The sequence below is a fragment of the Pedobacter sp. genome, from assembly GCF_041662865.1.
Taxonomy (GTDB): domain Bacteria; phylum Bacteroidota; class Bacteroidia; order Sphingobacteriales; family Sphingobacteriaceae; genus Pedobacter.
On record NZ_JBAZRL010000002.1, the window covers coordinates 55780 to 70104 of the forward strand.

General features: G+C 35.6%; 14 protein-coding genes. All 14 read left to right on the forward strand.

The features are described 5' to 3' along the window. Position 1 precedes the first annotated feature (1 nt). On the forward strand, positions 2 to 892 hold the full coding sequence (locus WC622_RS01095) for a glycoside hydrolase family 27 protein (RefSeq protein ID WP_372816446.1): 891 nt from the start codon (positions 2 to 4) through the stop codon (positions 890 to 892). Between the two features lie 24 nt (positions 893 to 916). Then, positions 917 to 1201 carry a hypothetical protein gene (locus WC622_RS01100; protein WP_372816599.1) on the forward strand — a complete coding sequence of 95 codons (285 nt, stop codon included), beginning with the start codon at positions 917 to 919 and terminating at the stop codon, positions 1199 to 1201. Positions 1202 to 1222: 21 nt separating this feature from the next. Beyond that, positions 1223 to 2731 carry a M60 family metallopeptidase gene (locus WC622_RS01105; RefSeq protein WP_372816448.1) on the forward strand — a complete coding sequence of 503 codons (1509 nt, stop codon included), beginning with the start codon at positions 1223 to 1225 and terminating at the stop codon, positions 2729 to 2731. Positions 2732 to 2862: 131 nt separating this feature from the next. Further along, positions 2863 to 5100, forward strand: a complete 2238-nt coding sequence (locus tag WC622_RS01110) for a glycosyl hydrolase family 95 catalytic domain-containing protein (RefSeq protein ID WP_372816449.1) — start codon at positions 2863 to 2865, stop codon at positions 5098 to 5100. 281 nt (positions 5101 to 5381) lie between these two features. Beyond that, a complete protein-coding gene (locus WC622_RS01115; RefSeq protein ID WP_372816451.1) occupies positions 5382 to 5876 on the forward strand; it encodes a DinB family protein in 495 nt (164 codons plus the stop codon). Between the two features lie 15 nt (positions 5877 to 5891). After that, positions 5892 to 6404 carry a DinB family protein gene (locus tag WC622_RS01120; RefSeq protein ID WP_372816453.1) on the forward strand — a complete coding sequence of 171 codons (513 nt, stop codon included), beginning with the start codon at positions 5892 to 5894 and terminating at the stop codon, positions 6402 to 6404. Positions 6405 to 6502: 98 nt separating this feature from the next. Further along, positions 6503 to 6895 carry a DoxX family membrane protein gene (locus WC622_RS01125; protein ID WP_372816455.1) on the forward strand — a complete coding sequence of 131 codons (393 nt, stop codon included), beginning with the start codon at positions 6503 to 6505 and terminating at the stop codon, positions 6893 to 6895. A 97-nt stretch (positions 6896 to 6992) separates the two neighbouring features. Beyond that, on the forward strand, positions 6993 to 7277 hold the full coding sequence (locus tag WC622_RS01130; protein WP_372816457.1) for a hypothetical protein: 285 nt from the start codon (positions 6993 to 6995) through the stop codon (positions 7275 to 7277). 98 nt (positions 7278 to 7375) lie between these two features. After that, positions 7376 to 7810 (forward strand): DUF2147 domain-containing protein, encoded by a 435-nt coding sequence (locus tag WC622_RS01135; protein ID WP_372816459.1) that lies wholly within the window; start codon positions 7376 to 7378, stop codon positions 7808 to 7810. A 44-nt stretch (positions 7811 to 7854) separates the two neighbouring features. After that, positions 7855 to 8871 carry a WD40/YVTN/BNR-like repeat-containing protein gene (locus WC622_RS01140; protein WP_372816460.1) on the forward strand — a complete coding sequence of 339 codons (1017 nt, stop codon included), beginning with the start codon at positions 7855 to 7857 and terminating at the stop codon, positions 8869 to 8871. Between the two features lie 116 nt (positions 8872 to 8987). Further along, the gene (locus tag WC622_RS01145) at positions 8988 to 9572 is read left to right on the forward strand and encodes a TetR/AcrR family transcriptional regulator (RefSeq protein ID WP_372816462.1); all 585 of its coding nucleotides are present in this window, start codon (positions 8988 to 8990) and stop codon (positions 9570 to 9572) included. 35 nt (positions 9573 to 9607) lie between these two features. After that, the gene (locus WC622_RS01150; protein ID WP_372816464.1) at positions 9608 to 10777 is read left to right on the forward strand and encodes an efflux RND transporter periplasmic adaptor subunit; all 1170 of its coding nucleotides are present in this window, start codon (positions 9608 to 9610) and stop codon (positions 10775 to 10777) included. A gap of 46 nt (positions 10778 to 10823) precedes the next feature. Next, the gene (locus tag WC622_RS01155) at positions 10824 to 13997 is read left to right on the forward strand and encodes an efflux RND transporter permease subunit (RefSeq protein ID WP_372816465.1); all 3174 of its coding nucleotides are present in this window, start codon (positions 10824 to 10826) and stop codon (positions 13995 to 13997) included. A gap of 10 nt (positions 13998 to 14007) precedes the next feature. Then, a partial coding sequence (locus WC622_RS01160; protein ID WP_372816467.1) for a TolC family protein occupies positions 14008 to 14325 on the forward strand: 318 nt, incomplete at its 3' end.

Below are 14325 nucleotides of genomic sequence, written 5' to 3' on the forward strand. Positions count from 1 at the left end.
AATGAAGATGAAGTTAGTTATTGCTCTGCTTTTAGTATGTACAATCACTTTTGCACAAAAAGTAAAATTAGCACCAACGCCACCAATGGGATGGATGAGTTGGAACATCATGTCTGAAAATCCGAATGAAAAAGATATTAAGGAAATGGCTGATGCTATGGTTGCAAGTGGAATGGTGAAAGCCAGTTATCACTATATTTTCTTAGACGATTGTTGGCAAGGAGGTCGTGATAATAAAAATAACATCATTGCTGATCCTAAAAAGTTCCCGTCAGGAATTAAATCACTAGCAGATTATTTACATAGTAAAGGAATGAAACTAGGTATTTATTCTGATGCTGCACCACTAACTTGTGGGGGTTTTACCGCTAGTTTTAATTTCGAAAATCAAGATGCCAAAACATTTGCATCTTGGGGGGTAGATTATCTGAAATACGATTATTGCAATGCCCCTGAAGATGTTGCCACAGCAAAAATCCGTTATGGAAAAATGGCTCAAGCATTACGCAAATCAGGTAGAGAAATTTTATTAGGAATTTGCGAATGGGGTCCACGAGAACCTTGGAATTGGGGTGCAGAAGTTGGCGGACAAAGCTGGCGAACTACCTACGATATTAGAGATAAATGGATAGATAGTGAAGGTAAGGGTGGTGTTGGAATTTACAATGTGGTAGATAAAAATGCTGGGTTGGCGCAATACTCAGGGCCAGGAAAATGGAATGATGGCGATATGTTGGTAGCGGGTCTACACGGCGTGAAAGGTCCGTCATCTGCCTTTAATGGTAAAGGTTGCACACAGGCAGAATACCAAAGTCAGATGAGTTTATATTCCATGCTCAATTCACCATTGTATGCGAGCTGCGACATTCGTAAAATGGATGATGAAGCATAAACTATTTTCACAAATGAGGAAGTAATTGCCTTAAACCAAGATGCGTTAGGCAAACAAGCTGAACGTAAACTAAAGAATGAAATTTGGGATGTTTTCGTTCGACCATTAGCCAATGGCGATTATGCAATTGCAATTTTAAACAAAGCAGGCGATACACAAAATGCTAAAATAAACTTTGCTGATTTAGGTCTGAACGAAAAGTATCAAATCAGAGATTTATGGCAACATAAAGTAATAGGAAAAGGTAATAAGTGGGCTGGTCAGGTAGCACCACACGAAACCAAAGTTTTCCGATTGAAGAAAATATAACAAAACACATAAAACACACAAATGAAACACTTATTTACAATTGCCTTACTGGCTACAGGATTAACCACCTTTGCCCAAGATGCGACAAAAGACCCCGCAACGGTGTTAATTACACCCCAACAAACGCTTTCTAAAAATGATACTGTTTTTAGAAAAGAAATATCAAAATGGAGTGATCAGGTTTTAAAAAGCACAGATTACAAAAACATTAAAGCACAACCTTCCTCGGCTAATTTCCCAGGCTCGGTTAAAGAAGGATACAAATTTGTAAGTCAGCCTGTAGCGATCACGCATCAGAAAATAGCCGATAGTTTAGTATCTGTTGTATCTACTTTAGGTTATTCTGGTTACGATAGTGATGTAATGTACAGTACAGGTTTATACGCTGCTGCTGGTGAATATATAGAAGTTGATGTGCCAAAAGGAACAAACGTAAATGATTTATCGGTTCAAATTGGTGCGCATAGCGATAGATTAAACTATTGGGTTGCAGGTAAAGAAGATTGGCGTCGTATGCCTATCATCACTAAAAAGCAAAAACTAGTAATTGGTAAAAACTATTTAACATCGCCATTTGGCGGATTGATTTATATCGATATTAAACCAAAAGGAGAAAGTAGAAGTATTGATTTTAAAATCAGTCATGCGGTTACAGCGCCGCTTTTTATATTGGGTAAAACTTCTCAAAGCGATTGGCAAGCTCAGTTAAAAAACAATAAAGCGCCTTGGGGCGAAATGGCGACACAAAATGTAATTCTAACTTTACCAGATAGTGTTTTACAAACCATTAAAAACCCAGATGATGTGATGAAATTGTGGGACTTAATTGTTGGTGGGGAAATGGAATTAGCGCAAATGCCTTTACCATTTTACAGAGCGCAACGTTTAGTACCAGATGAGCAAATTGGTGGTGGTTATATGCATAGTGGTTACCCAATTATGATCCATCATTCTCCAAGTAAGCATATGTTGTCTAATGAAATCATGGCTGATCCATCTTTATTGATGAAACCAAGTGGAGGAGGAGCTAACTGGGGCTTTTTTCATGAAATTGGACATAACATGCAAAACTTGAATTGGGTTTTTGGTGGTACAACAGAGGTAAGTAATAACTTTTTCTCTTTATACATGTTCGATAGATTGATTGGAGGCAGAGATAATGCACATTCGGCTATTTCTAATGCAAATACCCAAAAGCAAATGAAAAAGTATTTCGCAGAAGGCCCAAGTTATGATAAATGGAAAAGCGATCCTTTTTTAGGATTAATTATGTTCCGTCAAATGCAAGAAGGTTTTGGATGGGAAAGCTTTAAATCTTTCTTTATCGCCTACCAAAAAATGGGAGCTACCATTGGCAGATTAAACGATCAGCAAAAACGAGATTTGTGGGTTAAAACCTATTCAAACATTGTGAAGAGAAACTTAGCGCCATTTTGGAATACTTGGGGTGTAACCATAAGCGATGCAACTACTAAAGAATTATCAGTTTATCCGCAATGGAAACCTTATAATTTTCCTCCACTGAATTAGTTAATTTAACTGGTCATTGCGAGGCATGAAGCAATCTTAAAGCTATGGTTACATCCTAAAGGTGTTGTAAGATCGCTTCGTGGCTCGCAATGACGAAACGCTTTATAAATGATCCTTTTATAAATAAAACCATGAAAAAATTAACCTTTATTCTATTAATCAGCTTTGCTTACCACCTTAGCTTTGCGCAAAACTTAAGTAAATACAATCTCAGTTTTGGTCAATTAGCAGCGAAATGGGATGAAGCTATGCCCTTAGGTAATGGGATGTTGGGCGCTTTGGTTTGGGGCAAGAATGATAAATTACGCCTTTCATTAGACCGAGCAGATTTATGGGACGAACGCAAAGCACAACCAGATCTGAATATTTATAATTGGAAATGGGTACAAAATCAGGTGGATAAAAAGGAATATGGCATTGTTCAAAAAACATTAGATGAACCGTATCACCAAACCACACCAACTAAAATCCCAGCAGCAGCTATTGAATTTAATATTAGTAATTTAGGTAAAGTGGTGTCGAATGTTTTAGATATCAAAACTGCATTAAATACTGTAAAATTTCAAAATGGCGTCGTATTTAACTGTTATATCCACGCGACAAGGAATCAAGGTTTTTTTGGTTTCGAAAACCTGAAGAACACAGCTATTTTACCCGAATTAATCGTTCATAATTATGCTGGCAATGAAAAAATAGCGAGTGATAATAGTCATTCTGGCGAAGGTTTACAAAAGTTAGGTTATGCCAAAGGCGATGTAACTAAAACATCAAATATCATCCGTTACAGGCAACCAATGACCGATGGACATTTTTACGAAGTATTAATCACATGGCAAAAAATAAACAATCATATTATAGGTTCATGGACGGTAACTAAAGATGCTACAGCAACAATTCCGCCTATTTCAGCAGCAGCTAAAGAACCAACTGGTTGGGATACACATATCAAATGGTGGGCGAATTTTTGGAACAAATCTTCCATTTCTATCCCTGATGAATTAGTGCAAAAACAATATTATTTAGAGCAATACAAATTAGGTTCTGTAGCAAGAAAAGGAGCGCCAGCCATAACTTTGCAAGCGGTTTGGACAGCCGATAATGGAAACTTGCCACCTTGGAAAGGAGATTTTCATAACGATTTAAATACCCAGTTAAGCTATTGGCCAACCTATACTTCAAACCACTTGGCAGAGGGTAAAACCTTTACCGATTGGTTGTGGAAAGTTAGAGGCGAAAGTGAAAAATATACGAAAGCATATTTCGGCGTAGCTGGTTTAAATATACCTGGTGTGGTTACTTTAAACGGTTATCCAATGGGTGGATGGATACAATATTCAATGAGCCCCACAGTGGGCGCTTGGTGTTCGCAACATTTTTATTGGCAATGGAAATACAGTATGGATAAACAGTTTTTAAATGAACAAGCTTATCCTTACATCACACAATCAGCTACTTTTTTAGAGAATATTACCTTTTTAAAAGATGGAGTAAGGATGTTGCCCCTAAGTTCTAGTCCAGAATATAACGATAACGCCATAAGCGCTTGGTTTAAAAACTGGAGTAATTTCGATTTAGGCTTAGCTAAGTTTTTATTTAAAGCGGCAAAAGAAGTATCATTAGCCAAAGGCGATAAAAAAGGAGCAGCACACTGGCAAACTATCGCTAATCAACTGCCAGATTATGAGGTGAACGAAACAGGATTTACAATTGCGCCTGGTCAAAATCTTACTTCATCTCATCGCCACATGTCGCAATACATGGCTATCTATCCATTAGCGTTGTTAGATTATAACAGACCAGAAGATAAAATTCGCATTGATAATTCATATAAACAATTAGAAGCCAAAGGAACACGTGGTTGGTGCGGGTATTCTTTCAGCTGGATGGCATCCTTATATGCAAGAGCTTACCAACCAGATAAAGCGCTTAAACAATTGCAAATCTTTGCTTCAAACTTCTGTTCGCCAAACAGTTTTCACCTAAATGGAGATCAAAAAGGTGGGCAATATTCAGGCTTTACCTATCGTCCGTTTACATTAGAAGGAAATTTTGCGTTTGCACAAGGTGTAAATGAATTATTGTTGCAAAGTAGAAATGGGTATATCGAAGTTTTTCCAGCACTACCAAGTATTTGGAAAGAGTGTTCTTTTAAAGATTTAAGAGCACAAGGAGCATTTTTAATTAGTGCCGATTATAAAAATAGCAAAGCTGATAACATTACAGTTTTTGCCGAACAAGGCGGAGAATTAAACCTAAAATTGCCCAAAGGGAACTTTACCGTATCAGGAAAGCAGATTAAAGCAGTAAACGGAATTGTTAACCTAACCACCAAAAAGGGAGAAAAATTAGTTTTTGTAAACAAAGGATAAATATGAATCCCAATCTTGCTCGTCCTTTCGACTGGAGCGCAGCGAAATGGAGAAATCTTTCTATATAATTTAAAGATTTCTCAGCTGCGCTCGAAAAGACGAACGGGTTAGCTACACGTATCCTAATCTTGTTCGCTCCCGTTTTCACGGGAATGACGAGTTTAACATGAATTCTAGGCGCATATAACCTTGTCTTAAATGCCCCCTAATGTTGACTTTTTCACCAACCATTTTCCAATTAAAGTTGTCATATCTTAGTATAACCTTAAATCAATTGAAAAATGGAAATCAAACCAGTAAGCAATCGCCTATTCGCTCTCATCGTATTGTATGATATGCATACTACCTATTTTGGTAATGCAATTGATGGCATTTCTGATAAAGATGCACATCAACGTTTAAACACAAAAGCTAACCACATCGCATGGATTAGCGGAAGTTTAGTACAAGGAAGGTACGAATTAGCTAATTTATTAGGGCTAGATCTTAAACAAACAGCTCACGAACTTTTTGCAAATTTCAAAGGCATTCAAGATGATGAAACCTATCCAGCGTTAGCTGATTTTAAAAAGGATTGGGAAAAAATCACTCCAATTTTAAGAGAGAAACTCATGCAAGTTACCGAAGAACAATTAGATAAAATACTAGAATTTCCTGATATGAGTTTCCCTTTGTTTGAAATGATTTCTTTTACTATTTATCGCGAAGCAAATTGCATTGGCCAAATCGCATTATGGCGTAGGTTATTAAATTACGATGCAATGAAATACATGTAATTCAATTTCTAATTTATGATAGCAACAACACAAGTTCAAACTGATTTCAATACAACCTTTTCTGATTTAGAAAAAGCAATCTCCTTAATTGAACAAGAAAATTTCAATAGAATTCCTTTTCCAAATAGCTGGACAGCTGGCCAGGTAGTTCAACATATTATATTATCTAGTGGCGGTTTTGCAGGAGTTTTAAATGCTGCTGTTAAACCTAGCGATAGGGCTGCAGACGAATTAATTCCTAGAATTAAAGCTGATTTTCTAAACTTCGGTATAAAAATGAAATCTCCAGATTTTATCTTACCAGAAGACAAAAAGTATAATAAGGAAGATTTATTGGGAACCATAAAAGGAATTAAAAAAGATATTCTCAAAGAGATAGAAACATTAGACCTTACTCAAATGTGCTTAGCATTCGAATTACCGGGTTATGGGTTTTTAACACGATTGGAAGCTATCTATTTTGTGATTTATCACACACAAAGGCATGTACATCAGTTAAATAATATAGCGCTTAAATTGGTTGATTGATTTAAGTCCTAATAGAAATATTAAAAATTTTCGATTTAAACTTTCAAGATGATTTTTAAAAATGAAGTATCTTGTAATAAACTTAAAAACTAAATACTATGAAAATCGCAATTATCATTGTTAGAAGTCTACTAGGCTTAATGTTTGTATTTGCTGCTGTTGTGGTTCTTTTTAAAATTCCGATGGAGCAACCACCAATGACACCTGCTGCAACAGCTTTTATGACTGGGTTGATGTCTGTAAATTATTTTATGACTTTATTAAAAGTTATCGAATTGATTTGTGGTATTTTACTGCTTACTAATTTTTGGGCGCCATTGGCAACGGTAGTATTATTTCCAATTACAGTTAATATTTTATGTTTTCATGCGTTTCTTGATGAACCTAAGAATTTGCCAAGTGCATTATTATTAATTGTTGCAAACCTGTTTTTAGCCTATGCATACCGTAAAAACTATGCTGGATTATTACTATCAAAACCTATTCAATAAATTTCTTTTCAAAATCCTCTTACAAAATTGTAACGTTTTGCCTGTCGATGGTCTAAATAATAGAAAGGATGATCGACAGGTTAATAAAAAGTAAATCATGGTTGAAGTTTTTAAAACAGATGTAGCAAATTGCGATGATGCCAAAGGGTTGATTGATCAATTACATGAAAACTTTACCCAATATTTGGCAAATTTCGATTTAGAAGATTGCGATCTAATTCTCCGGATTGAATGCTCCAATGGTTCGGTAAATGCTGAATCAATCATCCAATTCTTAAAAGATAGAGGATTTCATGCAGAAATTTTACCTGATGATTTAGAACCTTCAACGAACCTTAATGCTCATTTTTACCCACTACAAAATTCAGGTTTTTCAGAATAATGAATTGACTACAGCATTATTTTCTAGTTCTAGTTAAATCGTAAATTTTATTTTCAAATCCTATTCGTTAACTTTATGAACAGTTAAAAGCTATTCCTATGTTCAAGAACCTATCTTTATTGTTCGTATTTGTTAGTTGTACGCTCTCCGTTTTTGCACAAAAAAAAGACGATATTTTAGGGAAATGGCTTAATCCTTCGGGCGAAGGCCAAATAGAAATCTATAAAAAAGCTGATAAATATAGCGGTAAACTAGTTTGGATTAAAGATCCGAACGATGATAATGGTAAACCGAAATTGGATATAAAAAACCCAAATGTAAGTTTGCGTTCGAGACCAGTGATGGGATTAGAGATTTTAAAGAATTTTGTTTTTGAGGATGGAAAATGGACTGATGGAACAATTTATGATCCTAAAACAGGTAAAACTTATAGCTGCAATTTATCACTAAAAGAAAATGGACAGTTAAATATCAGAGGTTATATTGGTATTTCTATAATTGGTAGGTCTGAAAGTTGGAAAAGAGTAAAATAACTTTTCTTACCTTCAATTGTTTATTTGAAATTAATAACGCTATTATGAAGAACATTTTCTGGTTCCTTTTGCTTTTCTCTACCATCAGCTATGCGCAAAGTTATACGCTAAAACCATTAACATCTGGCAAAAATACAAGCATGCGTGGTTTATCAATCGTATCTGATTCCGTAGCGTGGGTAAGTGGAAGTAATGGACAGGTTGGCAAAAGTTTAGATGGTGGTAAAACTTGGGAATGGACTCAACCAAAAGGATATGAAAAATTAGACTTTAGAGATATTGAAGCCTTTGATCAGTTAAAAGCAATTGTAGTAAACGCAGGTTCTCCAGCCTATATTCTTTCTACTATTGATGGAGGAAAGAGTTGGAGAGAAGTTTATAAAAACACAGATTCGGCTATATTTTTAGATGGAATGGGTTTTTGGGATGCACAACAAGGAATTATTTTTGGAGACCCGATTAACAATAAAATGCAGCTCTTAAAAACTACTGATGGTGGTTTGACGTGGCAAGATATCTCAGGAAACTTAAAAAAGGATTTAAAGGTTGGTGAAGCTGGTTTTGCTGCAAGTGGAACAACCATAAGAACCAGTAGAGACGGAAAGGTGTGGATTGCGAGTGGAGGTTCTACATCTAAAATCTATTATTCAAACAATTATGGTCATAAATGGAAAGTGTACGATTGCCCAATTATACAAGGCGAAAGTAGTACAGGGCCATTTTCAATTGCATTTTACGATGCAAAAAAAGGAATTGCAGTAGGTGGTAATTATTTAAAAGATAAAGAAAGTACAAACAACGCAGTACTTACTACCAATGGCGGTAAAACGTGGTCTAAACCACAAAAATCTGTGAGTGGCTATCGTTCTGCAGTAGAATATATTACTGATCAATTGTGCTTTGCTACGGGTTCTTCTGGTACCGATGTTTCTACCGATGGAGGTAAAAACTGGACTAACATTTCTACGTTAAATTTTAATGCTATACAAAAGGCGAAAAGAGGTAACTTAATTCTACTAACTGGAAACAGAGGCCAGATTTATCAAATCACATCTCCTTAAATTCTTCAATTTATCAATCATTTGTCATAAATCAGCTACTTTTTTGATAGAAAAGGTATGGGTTTAATTATATATCTACTTTTGGCGTTTAACAAAAATGTTAAACACAATTGTAAATGGCGCAGAGAGATACAGGAACAGAGCAATTAATTAAAGATACCGCAAAGCAGATTTTTTTTTCTGAAGGGAAATTCCATGCTACTACACAAGATATTGCAGATGCAGCAGGGGTAAATAGAACGCTAGTTAATTACTATTTTAGATCACGCGATATTCTATTTGAACAGGTTGCAGAGGAGGCTAGAGCAGAAATGTCGGCGCAATTGGAATCAGTTTTTTCAGCTAAACTAGAATTTAAAGAAAAAGTACATCGTTTGATTACTGTTTTTATGGATCAAGCCATTAAGTTTCCCTACAGAGAAATATATGTAGTTACGGAATCTAAGCGTACAGAGAAAGCCGTCCCAGATGAAAAGAAAAATAGAATTCGAAAATTTTTAGCAGAAGTAGAAGAAGAAATGGAGCTGGGTAGAATAAAAAAAATGGATCCGAGACATTTTTTAATGAATTTATTCTCTTTAATGGCCTATCCATTAATTACTACCTGTATCAATAAATCACTTTATAATATTAACGATAAAGAATATCTGAAATTAATGAAAGAGCGTAAGCAATTGATTTTTGAAATGATCTATCAATAATAAAAACAGAAACACAAAAGCAACACCCATATAACATGAAAACAACAATCCGACTATCAATTATTCTATTTTTAGGAGCTATACTTGCTTCTTGCAGTGGCAAGAATGACAAAGCAGCACAAGCAGCTGCAGCAGCAGGTGAGCCTCAGCCATATCCTGTTTTTGAAGTAAATACACAGAGTACAACCCTAGATTCCGATTATCCTGCTACAATACAGGGAATTGAGAATGTAGATATTAGACCAAAAGTTGATGGCTTTATTGAAAGAATTTATGTGGATGAGGGTGCTGTTGTAAGAAAAGGACAATTGTTATTTACCATTAATGCCCCACAATACGAACAACAAGTTAGAACAGCAAGCGCTGCAATTAGTAGTGCAGAAGCTGATGTGAATGCGGCTCAATTACAGGTGAATAAAACTAAACCACTTGTAGATAAGGATATAATAAGTAAATATGAGTTAGAATCTGCGCAATTAACATTACAAAGTAGAAGAGCTGCGTTAGCACAAGCAAAAGCAGCTTTAGTAAACGCAAAGGTTAATTTAGGCTATACAAGAATTACAAGTCCAGTGAATGGAGTAGTAGGCAGCTTGCCTTTTAAAACAGGGAGTTTAGTAAGTGGCACAAGTGCGCAGCCATTAACTACTATTTCTAATACCTCTAAAATTTATGCATACTTCTCGTTAAACGAAAAACAATTACTCGATTTTTCAAATATCTATAAAGGGAAAAATTTAGCTGAGCAAATGAAAAATATCCCGGCTGTTAGTTTAATACTGGCAGATGGAACAGTATACGCTCAAAATGGAAAAATAGAAGCTATAAATGGGCAGATCAATACAACAACTGGTTCTGCTAGTTTAAGAGCTACTTTTCCTAATGCAAATTCGATATTAAAAAATGGCGCAAGTGCAATGGTTCGCATTCCTCAGCATATTAGCGATGTAATTTTAATCCCTCAAAAATCTACAACAGATTTACAAGGAAAGAAATTTGTATATCTATTAGGAGATTCTGCTAAAGTAGTCAACACACCTGTAGAAGTAATGGAAATTACTAAAGGCAAATTTTATGTCGTAACAAAAGGTTTAAAAGCTGGAGATAAAGTGGTTTTAGAAGGTTTTCAATCTTTAAAAGAAGGAACGAAAATTAAGCCTCAAGAATTAAATACTGATTCTGTGTATGCTGAAATTAAGAAATAAGACTGTCTAAATCTAAAATCAAAATCGTACATCGTAAATATAAATTATGTTTAAGAAATTTATAGATAGACCAGTTTTATCAACTGTAATATCAATTATCATTGTAATATTAGGTATACTGGGGCTCATTACCTTACCCGTTTCTCAATATCCTGAAATTGCACCACCAACTGTACAAGTTTCTGCATCTTATCAAGGTGCAAATGCAGATGTGGTGATGAATAGTGTGGTTATTCCACTCGAAGAGCAAATAAATGGGGTAGAAGACATGACTTACATGACTTCTTCTGCCAGTAATGATGGTACTGCAACCATAACCGTAAACTTCAAACTAGGTACAAACCCAGATTTAGCGGCTGTAAATGTACAAAACCGTGTGGCTAGAGCAAGCAGTTTGCTACCCGCAGAGGTGACACGTTCTGGAGTAGTTACTGCAAAAAGACAAGCAAGTAATGTGTTGATTTTTGGTATTTATAGTGATGACCCATCATATGATCAGAAATTTTTACAGAACTATGCAAACATCAATATCATTCCTCAAATTAAGCGTATCAACGGAGTGGGAGATGCAAGTGCATTTGGACAAATGGATTATACCATGCGTTTATGGCTTAAGCCAGATGTAATGGCAACTTATGGTTTGGTGCCAAATGATGTAAGTGTTGCTTTAGCAGAACAAAATATTGAAGCTGCTCCAGGGCAATTTGGTGAGCAAGGTGAGCAATCGTTTCAATATACTTTAAAATATACAGGTAGATTAAAAGACGAAACGGCCTTTAGTAACATCATTATTAGAACTGGTGCAAATGGACAAATTCTTCGCTTAAAAGATATCGCAAGGATTGAGCTTGGCGCATTAAGTTATGGAAGTTCTGTTAAGTTTGATGGTAAGCCAGCATTAGGTATCGCTATTAATCAAACTGCAGGTTCTAATGCGAAAGAAGTAATTGAAAACTCAATTAAGGCGCTAGATGAAGCGCAAAAATCTTTCCCTAAAGGAGTTCATTATACTACATTAATTAACGTTAACGACTTCTTAGATGCTTCCATCGAAAAAGTATTGCACACATTAATAGAAGCCTTTATTTTGGTGTTCTTAGTAGTGTTTATTTTCTTACAAGATTTCCGCTCTACATTAATTCCTGCTATTTCTGTTCCAGTGGCGATTATTGGTACTTTCTTCTTTTTAAGTCTATTCGGATTTACCATTAACCTATTAACGCTTTTTGCATTGGTACTGGCAATTGGTATTGTGGTAGATGATGCCATTGTAGTCGTCGAAGCAGTACACGCCAAGCTGGATCATGGGTATAAATCTGCCAAAAAAGCAACAATAGATGCGATGGATGATATTAGTGGAGCAATTGTTTCAATTACTTTAGTAATGGCTGCGGTATTTATTCCAGTAAGTTTCATTCAAGGTTCATCAGGAGTATTCTATAAACAATTCGGTTTAACATTAGCTATCGCGATTATTTTATCGGCAATTAATGCGTTAACATTAAGTCCGGCATTGTGTGCCTTGTTATTAAAACCACATGCAGAAGATCATGAAAAACCTAAAAACTTCTTACAGCGTTTTTATGTAGGTTTTAATACCTCATTCGATTTAATGACGAATCGGTATAAAAGGTCAGTTAGCTTTTTGTCTCGTAAAAAGTGGGTAGCTATTGCTGGTATTTTAGCTTTCGTAGGCATATTAATTTGGACGATGAATACCACTCCAAAAGGATTTGTACCTAATGAAGATTTAGGAACAATCATGTCTGATATTTCATTACCAGCAGGAACATCACAAGAAGAAACGGCAGTTGTAATTACACAAATTGATGAGATCGTTCACACCATTCCAGAGGTTAAAAATTCGCTAAGAATTGTGGGTAGAAGTATGATCAGTGGTAGTGGTAGTTCATATGGAATGGTAATTTCTCGTTTAAAGCCGTGGGATCAACGTAAACGTGATGTGAAAGCGATTATAGGCGAACTATTTGCAAAAACAGCAAAAATAAAAGGAGCAAAAATCATTTTCTTCGCACCACCTACCATTCAAGGTTTTGGTACAAGTGGAGGGTTTGAGTTCCAATTACAAGATAAAACAGGTGGAGAAATTAAAAAATTCACAGAAGTTGGAAATACATTTTTAGCAGCCTTGAGTAAACGACCAGAAATCCAATATGCATCCACTTCTTTTAACCCAAATTTCCCTCAATATCAAATTGATGTGAATGTGGCAAAAGTTAAGCAAGCTGGTTTAACTGTAACTGACGTTCTAGGTGTTTTACAAGGTTATTATGGTGGTGTTTATGCCTCAAACTTTAATAAGTTTGGTAAACAGTTTAGGGTAATGTATCAAGCAGATGCACCTTACCGTGCCAATGAACAGACATTAAACAGTATTTATGTGCGTAACAATACAGGCGGTATGGCCCCAATCACGGAGTTCATTACTCTTGAAAGAGTTTACGGGCCACAAGCAATTTCTCGTTTTAACTTGTATACATCACTTGCAGTAACAGGAGCGCCAAAACCAGGCTTTAGTTCTGGAGATGCGCTAAAAGCGGTGCAAGAAGAGGCAGCTATCCATTTGCCAGCAGGATATGGTTATGAATTTTCAGGCTTATCTCGTGAGGAAATGGCAGGTGGTAATCAGACTATTTTTATCTTCTTGCTTTGTGTAATCTTTGTTTATTTCTTATTATGTGCACAGTACGAGAGTTATATTTTGCCATTAGCAGTTTTAATCTCTTTACCAATTGGTTTAGCTGGTGTATTTATTTTCGATAAGATTTTTGGAGTGGATAATAACATTTATACACAAATTACACTGATTATGTTGGTTGGTTTGTTAGCCAAAAATGCAATCTTAATTGTAGAGTATGCGGTAGATAGAAGACGAAGAGGAATGAGCATTGTTAATGCCGCAATTGAAGGGGCAACCGCTCGTTTACGTCCAATTTTAATGACATCTTTTGCATTTATATTAGGATTGTTACCGCTAATGCTTTCAAGCGGAGTTGGTGCAGCTGGTAATAAATCAATTGGTACAGGTGCCGTAGGAGGAATGTTAATTGGTACTATCTTCGGAATTTTTGTAATTCCAGCGCTATTTATCATTTTCCAAACCTTACAAGAAAAAGTAAGCAATAAATCTCCTTTTATAGAAGGTGTAGATGTTGAACCAAAATTAGAATTTCCGGAAGTTGATAACCGTGAACATTAATAGTAAACACATGAAATTAAGATATAAACATTCACTTCTCATCATCGGCTTTGCTGTATTAGCTTTAAGTGCCTGTGTAACTCAAAAATACGAACGCCCAAAAGTTGTAACCGATAATTTATACCGTGATCAGAACACAACAGATACCGCAACATTAGCAAATTTACCTTGGCAAAATTTGTTTACAGACGCTAATTTGCAAACGTTAATACAGCAAGGTTTAAATGAAAATTTAGACTTAAAACAAGCAATTGAGCGTATTAAAATTGCACAAGCAACTTTACAACAAAGTAAATCGGCTTTTTTACCAAGTTTGCAAGGCGATGTT